Raw genomic sequence first — 18,827 nt, 5'->3', positions numbered from 1 at the left:
CAATGTCACTTTCATCACCGGGCGTACATCTGTTTTATCACTCACGCTGGCAGGGTACTCGCGTGCTTGATGAGCTGTGTTGGGGGCTGGAAGAGCAAGGCGTCCCCTGCCGGGCAATCTGTTGCGACGATCATGACTGCGCGCTGGCGCTCGGCAAACTGGCGGCCAAAAGTTCGGCGCTGCGCGTGGGTCTCGGTCTCAACGCCACCGGAGATATTGCCTTAACCCATGCCCAGTTGCCCGAGGATCGGGCGCTGGTCTGCGGGCATACCCGCGTCGGGACAGCACAGATCCGCACGCTCGGCGCCAATGCCGGTCAACTGGTTAAAGTTCTTCCCTTCAGCGAGATAAAATAAATGTACCGCATCTATACCCGAACCGGTGATAACGGCACGACCGCGCTGTTTGGCGGCAGTCGTATCGATAAAGACGACATCCGCGTTGAGGCCTACGGCACGGTGGATGAACTGATTTCCCAGCTTGGCGTCTGCTATGCCAGCACGCGCCAGGCCGAGCTACGCCAGGAACTGCACGCTATGCAGAAGATGCTGTTCGTACTGGGGGCGGAACTCGCCAGCGATCAGAAAGGACTCACACGCTTAAAACAGCGTATTGGCGAAGAGGATATTCAGGCGCTGGAGCAGCTTATTGACCGCAATATGGCGCAAAGCGGCCCGCTCAAAGAGTTTGTTATTCCGGGGAAAAATCTGGCATCGGCACAGCTGCACGTTGCGCGAACCCTGACGCGTCGGCTGGAGCGGATCCTCATCGCGATGGGCAGAACGCTGACGTTACGCGATGAGGCCAGGCGTTATATCAACCGGCTGTCGGATGCGCTGTTCTCGATGGCCAGAATCGAAGAAACTACTCCAGATGTTTACGCTTAAACTGGCTGGCATCAATGTCGTACTGCTTCATCTTACGCCACAGGGTGGTGCGACCAATATTCAGCAGTTGCGACATCTCCTGAACACGCCCACTGGTCACGCGGGCGGCATGGATAATCGCCTCTTTCTCGATGGCGGTAAAGGTCAGGCTGGCGGGCAGCAGTGAAGATGCCGTCTCCAGACCCGGGCGTTCGGCAAACAGATAATCCGGCAGATTGCTCAGCCGAATATGGCCGTTATCGCTGCTGATGGCGATGTTTTCAATAATGCTGTTCAGCTCAAAATCATTACCCGGCCACGAATAGGCCACCAGTTGTGCCAATGCGTCGTCGTCGATCTTCAGGCTGGATGAAAAGCGTTTTTTCAGGCTATTCAACCGCGTATAAATCAGCGATGGAATACTGTTACGCCGCGCCCGCAGCGGCGGGATTACGATCTCAAAAGAGTGCAGCGCGTAATACAACTGACGGCTAAAGCGGTTTTGCTCCACCAGATTCGCGAGATCAACCGTAGTGGTGGCGATCACTTTGACATCCACAGGAATCAGCCGCCGGGCATCCAGGCGGGTTAAAACGCCCTGCTTGATCACCTGCAGCAGCGCGGATTGTAACTCCGGCGCCAGATATTCAATTTTTTCCAGAAACAGCGTGCCGCCGTTCGCCAGTTCAAGACGGCTTAGCCGACCGTTTTCATCATCAGTAGGCGCACTGCCCATAAAATCCTGCCCCAGTACGCTGTTGGCATACAGCTGGCAGTTCACGGCGATATACGGCCCGCTGGCGCGTTCGCTTTCATTGTGAATGGCCTGACTCAATAGCTCTTTACCGACGCCCTCTTCCCCGCACAGCAGGATCGGGAAACTTCCCCTCGCCGCCTGACGACCAAAGTGGATCAAACGTCGGGTTTCTGGATCGTCTGTCGACATCTGCTCAAAGGTGTGGCTCACCTTGCCGAGCTGGCTGGTCATCAGCTGACGCATTTGCTCCACCGGATGCAGCAGCAGGATAAAGCTGTTGCCCTGCTCTTCAACAATCGGTTTCAGGGTGATGACGGCATCAACAAACTGGTGCTGGCTTTCAAAGGTGACTTCGACATGATTCAGGCCGCGGGCATGTTTGATCGCCCGACGCAGCAGCATGGGGAGATTGAGCAGGTCATTAATATTCTTCCCCTGGCTGGCCTGCGCGTCGAGATGCAAAAGCAGCGCCGCGCGCGCATTGAGGAACTGCAATACGCCCTGTTCGTTCCAGGCCATCACGCCATCATCCATACTCTCCAGCAGCCCGTACATCTGGTTCAGATGGCGGTTGGATTCAGCCAGCAGGCTGTCAGTCAGCAATGAGTTGCCGACTTCTCTGGCAATCGCCAGCGTCAGGGATAAATCAGAAACGCACTCATGCTCTACCAGACAGCACAGCGAGATGGAGCCAAACAGTCGACCATGGTTATCGAATACCGGCGTAGAGCAGAACGACCACGGATGCAACGCCTGTTTAAAGTGCTGATCGCCAGAGGTTTTTGTCGGCTGCCCCGGCATCGTCGCCAGCGACAATGCGCAGCTGCCAATAATGCTTTCCGCACAGTAACTGCCGTCGCGAAAACCGAGCTCCGCCAGTTGCTCCACCGTCTGCGGATCGCCGCAACGGCTGAGAATACAGGCCGATTCATCCAGAATTAGCAACGCGCACGGACGGCCGTCCATAAACTCCCAGGCATCTTCCAGCGCGGCCTGAGCAATCGTCAGCAGCGCCGTTTTGCGACGACAGATCGACTCAAAGGTCAGGCCCTGCGCCTGATGCGGCGCCTGCCAGGTTTCCCGCTGCATAAACTTGCTGCAACGATGCCATGACTGGGCAATGACCGAAGAGACTTCCTTCCCAATGTCCTGAGTGTGCGTCGTCATATCCCTTTCCGCTGTTTTACCATAGACAACCCCTCCGGCAGAGACTGTCAGAGGGGGGAGAAGATGCCGGATAAAAACTTACCGACGACTGATTAACGCGCCAGCCACTGCTGTCCCAGCAGGTCTGCCGTCAGTATCGCGGCATGTACGCTCTCAGGCGTCACCGGGAACGGCATATTGTGGATGGTTTCACCTTCTGCGCAGGTCGCTTTGGCCACGGCCATGATCTTGCCGTCAATGTCGTCTTTCACGCCCATTTCCGCTAACGTTACCGGCAGGCCTACTTTCTGACAGAAATTCAGCACGGTTTCGATCTCTTCCATCGGGCTGTTTTGCAGCACCAGCTGCGCCAGCGTACCAAAGGCGACTTTTTCACCGTGGTACAAATGGTGACACTCTTCCAGAATCGTAAAACCGTTGTGGATAGCATGCGCCCCTGCAAGACCACTGCTTTCAAAGCCGATGCCGCTGAGGTAAGTGTTCGCTTCGACAATACGCTCCAGCGCATCAGTCACCACGCCAGCCTGCGCGGCAAAGCGTGCCTTTTCGCCTTCCGCCAGCAGGGTATCATAGCACAGGCGCGCCAGGCTCAGCGCCGCTACGGTGGACTGTCCGCCCGCCATGCTGGTCGCTCTGGCGTCATAACAGGCTTTCGCTTCAAACCAGGTTGAGAGCGCATCGCCCATCCCGGCCACCAGCAGACGTACCGGCGCTTTGGCAATGATTGCGGTGTCCATCACCACCATATCCGGGTTTTTCGGGTAGATCAGATACTCTTCAAACTCACCGGCTTCGGTATAGATAACCGACAGCGCGCTGGTTGGCGCATCGGTAGAGGCGATAGTCGGGATCACCACCACCGGTAGCTTCTGGTAGTAACCAATCGCTTTGGCGGTATCCAACGTTTTCCCGCCGCCAATCCCAACCACGCCGCGGCAACCGTGCTGTTTCAGAATGGCAATCAGGCGATTAATTTCAATATGGCTGCATTCACCGTTGAAACGTTCCGCGTGGCAGCTAATGTCGTGGCTGTGCAGGCCATTGAGTACCTTCTCTCCCGCCAGCTTCATCACGAAGTCATCCGCAATCACGAAAAAGCTGTCCGCCAGATTTTTAGCGTATTGACCAAATAAGGTGGAAGCGTCAGGGCCCTGGAGATATTTGGCTGGAGATTGAATAACTTTTAGCATTCCTTTCATCCTCAAATAAGTACATGTTTTTACATGGTGAGCCCTGGCGTTAACCTGTTTGGCCTGTTGCTGTCGGCAAAAACAGGAGGTACCGGAGCGATGCAATAACTGTATGGCGAGGCGTGAACAAAAAAATCTTTCGTCATTTTGTTCTGATATGAAACAGATAAAAACGACGTACGTTCCATTCTGGAACGCTTATCCACAAAAATGATAAGGTTTGCGATCCCGATCCGTACATTTACCCCCAAATCTCCGGCAAACACGAAGCTCAGTTCCTCTTTTACTCATGCAGTTGTATTAAAACCGGCAAAAAAGGCTGGCTGCGCCGTATGAGCGGCGCTGATCGCAGGAGAAAAAAGTCGAGCGAGCTCGCATTATGATCATTCCCCGCTTTTTTAAGTTTCATTTCGGAACAAAAAACAGCATCAACGTTCCGTAATGAAACTCATTTTAGCGTTGTTTTTTTCCACGCTGACTTCGCCAGAATCTCTTCATTGCCTCCGCACCATGATCCTACATTCGGGGGTTTGTCTTTCACTCAACCTCGAGGAGCCGTTATGTCTCAATTCTTTTTTAACCAACGCACCCATCTTGTGAGCGACGTCATCGACGGGGCGATTATCGCCAGCCCATGGAATAACCTGGCGCGTCTGGAAAGCGATCCGGCCATTCGCATCGTGGTCCGTCGTGACCTTAATAAAAATAACGTAGCGGTCATTTCCGGCGGCGGTTCGGGACACGAACCCGCGCACGTTGGGTTTATCGGTAAAGGCATGCTAACCGCTGCGGTCTGCGGCGACGTTTTCGCCTCCCCGAGCGTGGATGCAGTACTGACCGCCATTCAGGCGGTGACCGGTGAGGCTGGCTGTTTGTTGATTGTGAAAAACTACACCGGTGACCGTCTTAATTTCGGTCTCGCCGCCGAGAAGGCGCGTCGCCTTGGCTATAACGTTGAAATGCTGATTGTCGGCGACGACATCTCCCTGCCGGATAACAAACACCCACGTGGCATTGCGGGAACTATCCTGGTGCATAAAATCGCAGGCTATTTTGCCGAACGCGGCTATAACCTCGCCACCGTCCTGCGTGAAGCGCAGTACGCAGCCAGCAACACCTTTAGTCTGGGCGTAGCGCTTTCCAGCTGTCATTTGCCGCAAGAAACCGACGCAGCCCCTCGTCATCATCCGGGTCATGCGGAGCTGGGTATGGGCATTCACGGTGAACCAGGCGCATCGGTTATCGACACCCAAAACAGTGCGCAAGTGGTGAACCTGATGGTGGATAAACTGCTGGCCGCCCTGCCTGAAACCGGTCGTCTGGCGGTGATGATTAATAATCTTGGCGGCGTTTCCGTGGCCGAAATGGCCATCATCACCCGCGAACTCGCCAGCAGCCCGCTGCACTCGCGTATCGACTGGCTAATTGGCCCGGCCTCGCTGGTCACCGCGCTGGATATGAAAGGCTTCTCACTGACGGCCATCGTGCTGGAAGAGAGCATCGAAAAAGCACTGCTCACCGAAGTGGAAACCAGCAACTGGCCGACGCCGGTCCCACCGCGTGAAATCACCTGTGTAGCGTCATCTCAGCGTAGCGCCCGCGTGGAATTCCAGCCTTCGGCAAACGTCCTGGTGGCCGGGGTTGTGGAGCTGGTCACCGCAACCCTTTCCGATCTGGAGACTCATCTGAATGCGCTGGACGCCAAAGTCGGCGATGGCGATACCGGTTCGACCTTTGCCGCCGGCGCGCGTGAAATTGCCAGCCTGCTGCATCGCCAGCAACTGCCGCTGGATAACCTTGCCACGCTGTTCGCGCTGATTGGCGAACGTCTGACCGTGGTGATGGGCGGTTCCAGCGGTGTGCTGATGTCAATCTTCTTTACCGCCGCCGGGCAGAAACTGGAACAGGGCGCTAACGTTGTCGAAGCGCTAAATACGGGGCTGGCGCAGATGAAGTTCTACGGCGGCGCAGACGAAGGCGATCGCACGATGATTGATGCGCTGCAACCGGCCCTGACTTCGCTGCTCACACAGCCGAAAAATCTGCAGGCCGCATTCGACGCCGCGCAAGCGGGAGCCGAACGAACCTGTTTGTCGAGCAAAGCCAATGCGGGTCGCGCATCGTATCTGAGCAGCGAAAGCCTGCTCGGAAACATGGACCCCGGCGCGCACGCCGTAGCGATGGTGTTTAAAGCGCTAGCGAAGAGTGAGCTGGGCTAAGATGTAACAAGGAGCGCTTCTCAGGTATTTACTGCCTGATGGCGCTTCGCTTATCAGGCAGAACGTTAACGATACACGCGGATCCCGCCCTCTACGCCGCGACTAAACAGCACCTGCCAAAGTTCAATATCTCTGGCGCGGAAAGCCCCGGCGCAGGCGCATAAATAGTAGTTAAACATTCTTCTGAAGGTGGCGGAATAACGTGATGACAGCTCCGGCCATGCTTGATTAAAGCGCTCGTGCCACGCCATTAGCGTTTTATCGTAATCGCTGCCAAAGTTATGCCAGTCTTCCATCACAAACCGTGATTCGCTGGCTTCGGCAATATGGGTGATCGCCGGTAAGCAGCCGTTCGGGAAAATGTATTTATTGATCCACGGATCGACGCTCATCCCTTTTTTATTGCTACCAATGGTATGTAGCAGGAACAGTCCGTCCGGTTTTAAACAACGGTCGGCGATGCTGAAATAGGTGTCGTAGTTTTTTGGCCCGACATGTTCAAACATCCCCACCGAGACAATGCGATCGTAGTGTTTATCGAGGTCGCGATAATCCTGCAGCAGAATCTTAACGTCCAGTCCTTCACAGCGCTGCTGCGCCATTTTTTGCTGCTCTTTAGAAATGGTGACGCCTTCCACCGCCACGCCATAATGACGCGCCGCATATTCCGCCAGCCCACCCCAGCCACAACCAATATCGAGTAAACGCATGCCCGGTTTAAGTTGTAGCTTCTCACAGATCATTTTTAATTTGGCATTTTGCGCATCGTCTAATGTGGTCGCGTCTTTCCAGTAAGCGCAGGAATATTGCATATGCGGATCAAGCATCAGCGCAAAGAGATCGTTACCAATATCATAATGTTCTTTGCCGACAATCCACGCGCGGCTCCGCGACTGCAAATTAAACAGGCGTGCGCTGGCAATACGTAAAATATCTTTCAGGTTACCCGGCATCTGCTGGTCAAGTTTTGCTTTCAGGATTTTGCAGAACAGAATATCGAGCCGCTCGCAGTCCCACCAGCCTTCCATATAGCTTTCGCCAAGCCCTAACGAGCCTTGTTGCAGTACCCGTTTAAAGAAACCGGCATGATGAAGTTGAATGTCCCAGGCACGGGAGCCATTAATCCTGATATCCGCTTGCGAAAGCAGCTCTTTTCCCATTCGGGTCCAGTTATCATTTGTTTCATTGACGATGACAGCATCTGAACAAAGCGAGTTCATGGTATTTACCAAAGGTGGGCTAAAAATTCTTACGCAAGATTATTATGGAAAAAAGAGTGTATGTATTATGATCCGCGGACAAGATCTATCGAGCAGCGGACACACCATCGGGAGCATTGACGATCTATTTATGGAAACTCTCGTGCAAAAACAGTGGAACTCCTTCCCGGATAACTCCATGACGGAACTGCCGCAGGATGTTTACTTTCGCTCTTATGTCCTGGAAGCCAATCATCATGTTCCACAGCATTCACACTCTTTTATGCAGTTTCATTTCGCCCGCAAAGGCAGTATGCGTATTGATGTTGCCGGCAAGTGCTGGATAATCCCGGCGCATTATGGCATCTGGATCCCAAATCATACGGAGCATGCGGTTTGGGCATTGGATGATGTGCATTTAGAGAATCTGGATATTAAACCGAGCTTTCTTGAAGAGAGCATCAATGAATGTAAAGTGGTGGCTATCAGTGATTTCGCCAGAGAGTTTATTCATTACGCCACGAATTTAATTTCGGGCCATTATGATAGCCAGTCAAAAGAGGGCAAGCTGGTTAGCGTCCTGGTCGACATTATTCTGCAGCTTCCGGAAGTCGCTTTTGTATTACCCTGGCCGCAGGATCGCGAATTAACCAAAGTTTGCCGAACAATACAAGAATCCCCGGCGCTGGAGCATTCGGTTGAATACTGGGCGCAGCATCTGGGTATGTCTGCCCGTACCTTTTCACGCCATTTCAAAAAAGAAACCGGATTGCCTTTCAGCGTCTGGAAGCAAAAAATGCGTATTCTGGAATCCGTATTAATGCTGAAGAAAAATAAAAGCGTGACCGCCGTGGCGCTCGACGTAGGGTATTCAAGCACCGCGGCATTTAGCTACGCATTCCGCCAGGCGTTTGGCGTTCCGCCATCTAATTACTGATTAACGACGCTGATGCCAGTAAGCCGCTGCGCGAACAAGTTGCTGATCGAACGCCTCGCTTTCAAAGCGAGCACTCAGGTTTTTGACCACCTTACCTTCGCCGGTAATCCAGATGTAGTAATCATCTGCGGGTACGCTTAGCTGCGATAAGTGTTCATTCACCGCCTGTTCGTCATGGCCGATAAACCACTGAATAGTAAATCCGTCAAGATGGGCAAAATAGTCCTGGTACGCGGCATCCTGCACACTTACCAGCGCCGTGATGTTCGGACGTACCGCTAAACGGCTGAGCGACTCCAGGCGTCGGCGCAGCGCAGGCATTCCCGATTCATCACACACGTAAACCTGATACGCATAGTCCTCTGGCACCACCAAAGAACCGCGCGGTCCGCCTACCGTCAGCTTGTCACCCTCGCGGGCATTCATCGCCCACGTACTTGCCACGCCACCGTCATGAATATAGAAATCCAGTGCCAGCTCATGGCGTGCTTCGTCATACAACGGCGTGTAATCACGGGATATCGGACGCACGCCGTCAGCCCAGACAATACCTTCATCGGTGACAACCGGCGGCACAAAGTGGCTGCCCGGTTCAGGGAAAAAGACCTTGGTATGGTCATCAAAGCCGTGTGAGCTAAAACCATCCAGAGCGTCACCGCCCAGTACAATGCGCTGAAATCCCGCGCTAATACGTTCGACGCGCAGGACAGTAAGTTCCCGAAAACGCAGTTCATTGCGAACGCGCTGCGGGTAGCGTGAGGTGTTTTTTGTCATTTTTTCGCCTTCGGAAAGATAATACGATATATCTAAATTAATTTTTAAATGATAATGATTGCTAATCAGCAAGATTGCAAGCACTTTTTTGATATAGTCGACTTCTGATTAACTGACTAACGCACGCCTTTAAAAAAGATAAAAATCATCAAGTTAAATAAAAAATATTTTATAGCCTTGCACCAAAACAATATTTAGATATAAATTAGATATATCTAAAACACATCAGGAGACGATGATGCAAAACCATCATGAGGGTTGCTGCAAGCATACAGAGCACCAACACGAAGGCTGCTGCAAGGGTGAAGGACATCACCACGAAGGCCGCCACAACGAACACCATGCAGGTTGCTGCAAAGGTGAAGAACATCGCCATGAAGGCTGCAACAAAGAACATCACCACGAACAGGGTTGTGGACACCGCCACGGTCGCGGCGGCGGTCGTCGCCAGCGCTTCTTCGGTCACGGAGAATTACGCCTGGTCATTCTGGATATCCTGACCCGCGACGCCAGCCACGGCTATGAGCTGATTAAAGCGATTGAAACCCTGACTCAGGGCAACTATACCCCGAGCCCGGGCGTCGTCTATCCGACGCTGGATTTCTTGCAGGATCAAGAGCTGATCACTATCAGCGACGAGGAAGGTGGGCGTAAACAGATTGCGATCACAACCCAGGGCCAGCAGTGGCTGGATGAAAACCGTGAGCATCTGGAACATATCCACGAACGTATTAAAGCCCGCTGCGTGGGTTTTGAATTACGCAAGAACCCGCAGATGAAACGCGCGCTGGAGAACTTCAAAGCCGTGCTGGACCTACGGGTCAATCATGGTGATACCAGCGATGCGCAGATCAAAAAAATCATCGGTATTATCGATCGCGCTGCGCTGGATATTACTCAACTGGATTAATCTACAGACAGGCGGAACGCGTTTGCCCTGCGTTCCGCCTTTATCGTTAATATTAATGCAGCACCGTGACTGCATCTTCCAGACGACCAGCGCGATGTTTCACCATCGCGGAAATCTGGGCGCTCTCTTCAACCAGCTCGGCGTTTTTCTGCGTAATGTTGCTTAATTCATTCACTGCGCGGGTCAGGCTCGAAAGACCATCTGACTGTTCCAGCGTTGAGTGACTGATTTGGGCGATCAACTGCGTCACGTTTTGCACCTGCGCCACAATATCATCCATCGTGCGCCCTGCGGCGTGAACCTGGTCAGATCCGGACTGCACCTTATCGGCGCTGGCATCAATCAGCTTGCGGATATCATTGGCTGCACTGGCGCTGCGGCTGGCAAGATGACGCACTTCTCCCGCCACCACGGCGAACCCTTTCCCCTGCTCACCCGCCCGTGCGGCTTCAACAGCGGCGTTCAGGGCCAGAATATTAGTCTGGAAAGCAATATCGTTAATCAGCGTGGTAATGGTGCCGATCCGCTGGGTGCTGTTGGCGATATCGTCCATAGTTTTGATGACGGTATCCATCGCCTCGCCGCCGTGCGTCGCCGCGCTGCTGGCTGCAATGGAGAGCTTGTCGGCCGCGGCGGCGGTCTCTGAGTTTTGCTTCACCGATGCCGCCATCTGATTCATGGTGGTCACCGTTTCCTGCACGTTCTCTACGGTCTGCTGCGTATGCTTGTTTAAATCATCGCTGCCTTTCGCCAGCGTTTCGCTGTCGCTGCGCACACAGCTCACCTGACTGGAGACATCATGGATGAGCCAACGGCACATTAGCCCCAGTTGCCCCACCGCTCGCAGCATCAGGCCCAGTTCATCACTGCGGTTAAGATGCGACACGCTGTTTCGTTCACCGGTCGCCACTTTTAGCGCCTGACGAGCGACATTCTCAATAGGACGCACAATCTGCCATTCGAAAATAGCCGTTCCCAACATCATCACCAGCGCGCTTATCAGCAGTAACGGCCATTCGGCGCCCATTTGCTGTAATGCGGCCGCCAGTACGATAAACATAATTGCCATTACGCTGCGCACTCGCCAGCGAATCGGCAGCGCCGGGAGTTTACCCAGCCAGCCTTTGCGTACCACCAGTCCTTTATGGATACGTCGGTTGCAACGCCCTTCATTCAGCGCTTTATATAAAGGCTCTACCGCCGCAATCTCCTCGTCAGTGGCCCGGGTACGAATCGACATATATCCGGTGACACGACCTTCCCGCACCATCGGCACCGCATTGGCCCTTACCCAGTAGTGATCGCCATTCTTACGCCGATTTTTCACGATCCCGCTCCATGGCTCGCCCTGTTTCAGGGTGTACCACATATCCGCAAACGCCGCTTTTGGCATATCCGGATGACGAACCAGATTGTGCGGCTTATCGAGCAATTCATTCAGTTGATAGCCACTGACCTGGACAAAGGTATCGTTCGCGTGGGTGATATAGCTTTGTAAATCGGTGGTCGACATGAGGGTGATATCATCATCCAGCGGTGTATTTTGCTGACTAACGTAGGGATGAGAAGACATGATTGCGTCCTGTGCAGGTTATCTGGTTGTTAACTCTTTCGGCTTATGTTATTTCGGCGATAATTTTTTTATCTTTAGTTGTTAAATTTGATTTAGATCGCAATTTGCGATTAAACCTCAAAATCTGTACGCATTCTAATCCATTGATTTAAAATACTTTCACTCAGTAACTATTCAACTACACGTCTACCAACGCACCGTCACAGTGCAAATATTGCTCACTTTTAGCGCAGAAAAGTGCTTTTCCGATCTGTTTTCGCGGTCTTAACCTGGGCAAAATACCAGCAAATGTTAAACATCAGCATTAAATGTTGCGTGAATGAGATTTTTCCTGGTGTTTATCCCGATTTTTGCTAAGCGCGCCGGAATGGCGCAATCACTGCAATACTTAAATCAGTATCATGTGATACGCGAGCTCCGGGAGCATATTTTGAACAGGTTACCTTCCAGCGCATCGGCCCTGGCCTGCAGCGCACACGCACTGAATCTCATCGAAAAGCGCACGCTTGATCATGAGGAAATGAAATCATTAAACCGAGAGGTGATTGAATACTTCAAGGAGCATGTCAATCCGGGGTTCTTAGAGTATCGAAAATCTGTAACTGCAGGCGGGGATTACGGAGCCGTAGAGTGGCAAGCGGGAAGCCTGAATACGCTTGTCGACACCCAGGGGCAGGAGTTCGTCGATTGCCTGGGTGGATTTGGAATTTTCAACGTGGGGCACCGTAATCCAGTCGTGGTTTCCGCCGTACAGAATCAACTCGCGAAACAACCTCTGCACAGCCAGGAGCTACTTGACCCTCTGCGGGCCATGCTGGCAAAAACCCTCGCCGCGCTGGCGCCAGGTAAACTGAAATACAGTTTTTTCTGTAACAGCGGGACCGAGTCGGTTGAAGCCGCTCTGAAGCTGGCGAAAGCGTATCAATCGCCGCGCGGTAAATTTACGTTCATTGCCACCAGCGGTGCATTCCACGGCAAATCATTGGGAGCACTGTCCGCCACGGCTAAATCAACCTTCCGCAAACCGTTTATGCCGCTGCTGCCGGGTTTCCGCCATGTGCCGTTTGGCGATATTAACGCGATGCGCACCATGCTCAGCGAGTGTAAAAAGACCGGTGACGACGTCGCAGCCGTGATCCTCGAACCTATCCAGGGTGAAGGGGGCGTGATCCTGCCACCGCAAGGGTATTTGCCCGCCGTGCGTAAACTTTGCGATGAGTTTGGCGCGCTGATGATCCTTGATGAAGTGCAGACCGGCATGGGTCGTACCGGCAAAATGTTCGCCTGTGAGCACGAAAACGTGCAGCCCGACATTATGTGTCTGGCCAAAGCGCTGGGCGGCGGCGTGATGCCAATTGGCGCAACTATTGCCACTGAAGAGGTGTTTTCCGTTCTGTTCGACAATCCCTTCTTGCATACCACCACGTTTGGCGGCAACCCGCTCGCTTGTGCGGCTGCGTTAGCCACCATTAACGTCCTGCTGGAGCAAAATTTACCGGCTCAGGCGGAGCAGAAAGGCGATATGTTGCTGGATGGTTTCCGCCAGCTTGCACGGGAGTACCCAGACCTGGTGCATGATGTACGTGGTAAAGGCATGCTGATGGCAATTGAGTTTGTCGATAATGAAATCGGCTACAACTTTGCCAGTGAGATGTTCCGCCAGCGGGTACTGGTTGCCGGCACGCTAAACAATGCAAAGACGATCCGTATCGAACCGCCGTTAACGTTAACGATCGAGCAATGCGATCTGGTATTGCGATCGACACGCAAAGCCTTGGCAGCATTACGGGTGAGCGTGGAGCAGGTGTAATACAGGTCGGATGGCGCTGCGCATCTCAGGCTTACGGGATCAAATGTAGGTCGGATAAAAGCGTAGCGGCCATCCGGCAATTAGCACAACTTAAACAATCCGCACACCCGCAGGCATAAGGCGTTCTGGCGTCAGCAGCACGCTTTCGCTGCCATCGTCCGTCTCAGCGCACAGCAACATGCATTCTGACGTTTCCCCGCGCATTTTGGCCTTTTGCAGATTACACAGCACCACCACCGTTTTCCCCATCAACTCCTCTTCGCTGTAATAAGGCACCAGGCTGGTCACGGTTTGCAGCGTACGCTCTCCCACATCCACCTGCACGATATACAGCTTATCAGCATTGTCATGGCGCTTTACCTGTGCGATTTTTCCAACACGTATTTCCATTCGGGCAAAATCAGCAAATGCGACGGTATCCATTGTGTTCTCCTTTGGTAAAATTTTACTAAATACTAGCAAAGTATTTTCTTGGCATGGTTCTCAAAAGCGGGAAAATGACGTAGTCATCACACTCTGAAAGCCCAGTTTTACCCCAGGCATGTCAATTAAACGTACTTTTTTTACTGAAAACAGATGAATAGATAAGCACTTCATTTACAATGCGCAGGTAACTCAGGGAAAAGGCAAACATGGCAACACTTAAAGACATCGCAATCGAAGCTGGCGTGTCCCTGGCGACAGTGTCCCGGGTTTTAAACGATGACCCCACGCTAAATGTAAAAGAAGAGACCAAGCATCGCATTCTGGAGATCGCGGAAAAACTGGAGTACAAAACCAGCAGTGCTCGTAAAAACCAGACCAGCGCGCTCGGCCCCCAGCATATTCTGGCGCTCTACAGCTACCAGCAGGATTTGGAAATCAACGATCCTTACTATCTCGCTATCCGTCACGGAATAGAAACCCAGTGTGAGAAGCTGGGGATCGAACTGACCAACTGCTATGAGCACAGTGGGCTGCCGGAGAGCAAAAACATTACCGGCATTCTTATTGTCGGCAAGCCTTCTCCGGCTTTGCGTAATGCAGCAGCAGCGCTTACCGACAACATCTGCTTTATCGATTTCCATGAACCCGGCAGCGAATATGACGCCGTCGATATCGATCTGGCCCGCATCAGTAAAGAGAGCATCGACTACTTCATCGCCCAGGGCGTCACTCGCATTGGCTTCATCGGCGGTGAAGACGAACCCGGCAAGGCAGATATCCGTGAAGCCGCGTTTGTCGAATACGGTCGTCTGCAGCAGGTCGTTTCTGAACAGGACATCTATCGCGGCGGTTTCTCCAGTTCATCAGGGTATGAACTGGCCAAAAAAATGCTGGCGAAAGCCGACTATCCCGGTGCCCTGTTTGTGGCTTCAGACTCGATTGCTATTGGCGTTCTGCGCGCCATTCACGAGCGTGGCCTGAACATTCCGCAGGACATTTCGCTGATTAGCGTTAATGATATCCCGACAGCGCGCTTCACCTTTCCTCCGCTTTCCACCGTCCGCATCCATTCAGAAATGATGGGCAGTCAGGGCGTCAACCTGCTGTTTGAGAAAGCCCGCGACGGGCGTGCGCTTCCTCTGCTGGTTTTTGTTCCCAGCAAGCTGAAACTGCGCGGCACCACCCGCTAAAATCCCCAGTAAACACGCCCGGTTTCTTCTGATGCCGGGCGCGCATTGTCATGCATTATTTTCTGCGCCCCCATTATTTTCGTGATCCAGTTAAAGTAAATCACCTCACTCGCTATATTTTAGTAAAATTTTTACTAAAATCACCATCAATTACACTTACTCACCATTACAATGAATGGTTCCGATTTTTCTCCACCGGGAGGCCTTATGAATCGCTGGGAAAACATTCAGCTCACCCACGAAAATCGACTGGCGCCACGCGCATATTTTTTCTCTTATGACTCCGTTGCGCAGGCTCGCTCGTTTGCCCGCGAAACCAGCAGCCTCTTTCAGTTGCTAAGCGGTCAGTGGAATTTTCAGTTCTTTGAGCATCCGCTGCAGGTGCCGGAAATCTTTACGTCGCAGTTGATGAATGACTGGGGCAGCATCACCGTCCCCGGCATGTGGCAGATGGAAGGACATGGCAAACTGCAGTATACCGACGAAGGTTTTCCTTTCCCGATTGATGTCCCCTACGTTCCAACCAATAACCCCACCGGAGCCTACCAGCGCATTTTCTCCCTCAGCGAAGGCTGGCAGGGCAAACAAACGCTGATTAAATTTGATGGCGTAGAAACCTACTTCGAAGTTTACGTGAATGGTCAGTACGTTGGTTTCAGCAAAGGCAGCCGCCTGACGGCTGAATTTGATATCAGCGCGGTGGTAAAGACCGGTGACAACCTGCTGTGCGTTCGCGTAATGCAATGGGCTGATTCCACTTACGTTGAAGACCAGGACATGTGGTGGTCGGCGGGAATTTTCCGCGACGTCTATCTGGTAGGCAAACAGGCGACCCATATTCAGGATTTTACCGTTCGCACCGAGTTCGATGATGACTATCGCGACGCCATCCTCACCTGCGACATTGCGCTGGAAAACCTGGGTTCCACGCCAGCGATGGCGTCACTCGAATACACCTTGTTTGACGGTGAGCAGGCGCTGCATAGCGGCGTGATTAACAATCTGGCAGTGGATCAACACACCCGCACCGCTTTTAATTTCAAGGTTAGCGCGCCGCAGCAGTGGTCAGCGGAATCGCCGTATCTTTATCATCTGGTGATGACGCTGAAAGATGCCAACGGCAATCTCCTTGAGGTCGTGCCACAGCGGGTCGGATTCCGCGATATCAAAGTTCGCGACGGTCTGTTTTACATCAATAACCGCTACGTGATGCTGCATGGCGTTAACCGTCACGATAACGATCATCTTAAAGGCCGCGCGGTTGGCATGGATCGCGTTGAAAAAGATCTGCTGTTAATGAAGCAGCACAACATCAATTCCGTGCGTACCGCCCATTACCCGAACGATCCGCGCTTCTATGAATTGTGCGATATCTACGGTCTGTTCGTGATGGCCGAAACCGACGTTGAATCTCACGGCTTCGCCAATATCGGCGATATCAGCCGGATAACCGACGATCCGCTGTGGGAAAACGTCTACGTTGAGCGCATCGTGCGCCACATCCATGCACAAAAAAACCACCCGTCGATCGTCATCTGGTCGCTCGGCAACGAATCCGGATACGGCTGTAACATCCGCGCCATGTATCACGCCGCGAAAGCGCTGGATGACACGCGTCTGATCCATTACGAAGAAGATCGTGACGCCGAAGTGGTGGATATCATCTCCACCATGTACACCCGTGTGCCGCTGATGAATGAGTTTGGCGAATATCCACATCCTAAGCCGCGCATCATCTGCGAATATGCTCACGCCATGGGCAACGGTCCCGGCGGGCTTACGGAATATCAGAACGTCTTTTATCAGCATGACTGCATTCAGGGACACTATGTCTGGGAGTGGTGCGATCACGGGATTCAGGCCAAAGATGACGACGGCAACGTCTGGTACAAATATGGCGGCGACTACGGCGACTATCCGAACAACTACAACTTCTGCCTTGATGGCCTGATTTATTCCGATCAAACCCCGGGGCCGGGTCTGCAGGAATACAAGCAGGTGATTGCGCCAGTAAAAGTACGCGCACAGGATCTGGCTCGCGGCGAGCTACGGGTAGAAAACAAACTGTGGTTTACCACGCTTGACGACTACACCTTGCATATTGAGGTTCGCGCCGAGGGAGATACGCTTTCTGCTCAGCAGATAAAACTGCGCGACGTCCCTCCTAACAGCGATACCCTCGTGCAATGCACACTGCCGGAGCTGGATGCGCGCGAAGCGTTCCTCAACGTCATCGTGACGAAGGATTCCCGCACGTTATACAGCGAAGCCGGGCACCACATCGCGACTTATCAGTTCCCGCTGAAGGCCAAAACGGCGGCTGCCGTACCGTTTAGCCTGAAAAACGCTACCCCTCTGACGCTGGAAGACAGCCGCCAGAGCTGCACCATACGCGGTTATAACTTCCTTCTGACCTTCTCAAAACTGAACGGTAAGCCCATTAGCTGGACCCTTAACGGTGAGGAGCTGATTACCCGCGAGCCGAAGATTAATTTCTTCAAACCAACCATTGATAACCACAAACAAGAGTTCGAAGGCCTTTGGCAACCAAATCATTTACAGATTATGCAGGAGCATCTGCGCGATTTTGCCATTGAGCAAACCGATGACGCGCTGTTGATAACCAGCCAGACGATTATCGCCCCGCCGGTATTTGATTTCGGTATGCGCTGTACCTACCGCTGGCGGATTGCCGCAGACGGTCAGTTGAACGTGGAGCTTTCCGGCCAGCCTTACGGCGAGTACCGGGACATTATTCCGTGCATCGGCTTCACGATGGGCATCAACGGCGATTTGGGGCAGGTGGCGTATTACGGACGTGGTCCCGGTGAAAACTATGCCGATAGCCAGCAGGCCAACATCATCGATTTCTGGCGCAGTAGCGTGGATGAGATGTTCGAAAACTATCCGTTCCCGCAAAACAACGGCAATCGTCAGGACGTGCGCTGGGCAACGCTAACCAACCGCCACGGCAACGGTCTGCTGGTGGTTCCGCAGCGCCCTGTCAACCTGAGCGCCTGGCGCTATACGCCAGAAAATATCTTTGCCGCACAGCACTGTAATGCGCTGCAGCGCAGCGATGACATCACCCTGAATCTGGACCACCAGGTGCTGGGCTTAGGCTCCAACTCGTGGGGAAGCGAGGTGCTTGATTCCTGGCGCGTCTGGTTCCGTTCGTTCAGCTACGGCTTCACGTTGTTGCCGGTTTCCGGTAGCGAATCTAGCGCTCAAACCGCCGCCAGCCGCGTCTTTGGTACCGGGTTCTTTTCCACGAATTTGCACAGTGAGAATACAAAATGAGGATCATCGACAACTTAGCGCAGTTCCAACAAATTTACGCATCCGGGAAGAAGTGGCAGCGCTGCGTCGAAGCGATTGAAAATATTGATAATATTCAACCAGGCGTCGCCCACTCTATCGGTGATTCCCTGAGCTATCGCGTGGAGACAGACTCCGCGACCGATGCGCTGTTTACCGGTCATCGTCGTTATTTTGAGATCCATTACTACCTGCAAGGACAGCAAAAAATAGAGTATGCCGCCAAAGAGGATCTCCAGGTGGTTGAATATTATCGCGATGAAACCGATCGCGAATATCTGAAAGGCTGTGGAAAAACCGTAGAAGTGCGCGAAGGACAAATGGTTATTTGTGACAACCATGAAGCCTATCGTTTTATTTGTAATAACGCAGTGAAGAAAGTCGTACTCAAAGTCACCATCGAAGATGGTTATTTTCATAATAAATAAAAACACAGGCGGCGCCGACGTTGCGCCGCCAGTACCCTATAATAATCAGGAATCGGAGATGTG

General features: G+C 52.8%; 15 protein-coding genes. 9 read left to right on the top strand and 6 right to left on the bottom strand.

Annotated elements, in window-relative coordinates; genetic code table 11:
* Window positions 1-2 precede the first annotated feature (2 nt).
* Both HV345_RS03190 and HV345_RS03185 read left to right on the top strand, forming a co-directional pair.
* Window positions 3-356, top strand: coding sequence for a glycerol dehydratase reactivase beta/small subunit family protein (locus HV345_RS03190; protein ID WP_095715261.1), 354 nt, complete (start codon window positions 3-5; stop codon window positions 354-356).
* Window positions 357-887, top strand: a complete 531-nt coding sequence (locus HV345_RS03185; protein ID WP_101701238.1) for a cob(I)yrinic acid a,c-diamide adenosyltransferase — start codon at window positions 357-359, stop codon at window positions 885-887.
* Here HV345_RS03185 and dhaR read toward each other — a convergent pair.
* Together dhaR and HV345_RS03175 are read right to left on the bottom strand one after the other, a co-directional pair.
* Window positions 865-2,790: a dihydroxyacetone kinase operon transcriptional regulator DhaR gene (gene dhaR / locus HV345_RS03180; RefSeq protein WP_016154585.1), complete on the bottom strand. Its 1,926-nt coding sequence runs from the start codon at window positions 2,788-2,790 to the stop codon at window positions 865-867. The genes HV345_RS03185 and dhaR overlap by 23 nt on opposite strands.
* A gap of 92 nt (window positions 2,791-2,882) precedes the next feature.
* Window positions 2,883-3,980, bottom strand: a complete 1,098-nt coding sequence (locus tag HV345_RS03175) for a glycerol dehydrogenase (RefSeq protein ID WP_016154586.1) — start codon at window positions 3,978-3,980, stop codon at window positions 2,883-2,885.
* Window positions 3,981-4,540: 560 nt separating this feature from the next.
* On the opposite strand from HV345_RS03175, the gene HV345_RS03170 reads away from it, so the two are divergent.
* A complete protein-coding gene (locus HV345_RS03170) occupies window positions 4,541-6,199 on the top strand; it encodes a glycerone kinase (protein ID WP_181636239.1) in 1,659 nt (552 codons plus the stop codon).
* Window positions 6,200-6,264: 65 nt separating this feature from the next.
* Here the strand turns inward: HV345_RS03170 and cfa are convergent, their stop codons facing one another.
* Window positions 6,265-7,419: a cyclopropane fatty acyl phospholipid synthase gene (gene cfa / locus HV345_RS03165; protein ID WP_094762095.1), complete on the bottom strand. Its 1,155-nt coding sequence runs from the start codon at window positions 7,417-7,419 to the stop codon at window positions 6,265-6,267.
* 67 nt (window positions 7,420-7,486) lie between these two features.
* On the opposite strand from cfa, the gene HV345_RS03160 reads away from it, so the two are divergent.
* Window positions 7,487-8,335 carry an AraC family transcriptional regulator gene (locus tag HV345_RS03160; RefSeq protein ID WP_016154589.1) on the top strand — a complete coding sequence of 283 codons (849 nt, stop codon included), beginning with the start codon at window positions 7,487-7,489 and terminating at the stop codon, window positions 8,333-8,335.
* Here HV345_RS03160 and HV345_RS03155 read toward each other — a convergent pair whose 3' ends face one another.
* A complete protein-coding gene (locus tag HV345_RS03155; protein WP_046276265.1) occupies window positions 8,336-9,109 on the bottom strand; it encodes a siderophore-interacting protein in 774 nt (257 codons plus the stop codon).
* Between the two features lie 235 nt (window positions 9,110-9,344).
* Here HV345_RS03155 and HV345_RS03150 point away from each other — a divergent pair, with 235 nt between their 5' ends.
* The gene (locus HV345_RS03150; protein WP_161623113.1) at window positions 9,345-10,019 is read left to right on the top strand and encodes a PadR family transcriptional regulator; all 675 of its coding nucleotides are present in this window, start codon (window positions 9,345-9,347) and stop codon (window positions 10,017-10,019) included.
* A gap of 52 nt (window positions 10,020-10,071) precedes the next feature.
* Here HV345_RS03150 and HV345_RS03145 read toward each other — a convergent pair whose 3' ends face one another.
* Window positions 10,072-11,592, bottom strand: a complete 1,521-nt coding sequence (locus HV345_RS03145; protein WP_016154592.1) for a PAS domain-containing methyl-accepting chemotaxis protein — start codon at window positions 11,590-11,592, stop codon at window positions 10,072-10,074.
* A gap of 430 nt (window positions 11,593-12,022) precedes the next feature.
* Here HV345_RS03145 and ygjG point away from each other — a divergent pair, with 430 nt between their 5' ends.
* A complete protein-coding gene (gene ygjG, locus HV345_RS03140; protein WP_049259762.1) occupies window positions 12,023-13,402 on the top strand; it encodes a putrescine aminotransferase in 1,380 nt (459 codons plus the stop codon).
* A gap of 90 nt (window positions 13,403-13,492) precedes the next feature.
* On the opposite strand, the gene HV345_RS03135 is transcribed toward ygjG, so the two are convergent.
* Entirely contained in the window at window positions 13,493-13,825 is a 333-nt protein-coding gene (locus HV345_RS03135; protein WP_016157522.1) for a tRNA-binding protein, read from the bottom strand.
* A gap of 209 nt (window positions 13,826-14,034) precedes the next feature.
* Here HV345_RS03135 and ebgR point away from each other — a divergent pair, with 209 nt between their 5' ends.
* From ebgR to HV345_RS03120, 3 genes are all read left to right on the top strand, one after another.
* Window positions 14,035-15,018: a transcriptional regulator EbgR gene (gene ebgR, locus HV345_RS03130; protein WP_181636238.1), complete on the top strand. Its 984-nt coding sequence runs from the start codon at window positions 14,035-14,037 to the stop codon at window positions 15,016-15,018.
* A 207-nt stretch (window positions 15,019-15,225) separates the two neighbouring features.
* On the top strand, window positions 15,226-18,318 hold the full coding sequence (gene ebgA, locus HV345_RS03125; protein ID WP_181636237.1) for a beta-galactosidase subunit alpha: 3,093 nt from the start codon (window positions 15,226-15,228) through the stop codon (window positions 18,316-18,318).
* A complete protein-coding gene (locus HV345_RS03120) occupies window positions 18,315-18,764 on the top strand; it encodes a beta-galactosidase subunit beta (protein ID WP_016154597.1) in 450 nt (149 codons plus the stop codon). Before ebgA ends, HV345_RS03120 begins: the two co-directional genes overlap by 4 nt.
* Window positions 18,765-18,827: the final 63 nt, after the last annotated feature.

The organism is Citrobacter sp. RHBSTW-00986 (assembly GCF_013783065.1).
GTDB lineage: Bacteria > Pseudomonadota > Gammaproteobacteria > Enterobacterales > Enterobacteriaceae > Citrobacter > Citrobacter braakii.
The sequence above is the reverse complement of the archived record's forward strand: the minus strand, read 5'-3'. Positions and strand labels throughout refer to the sequence as shown.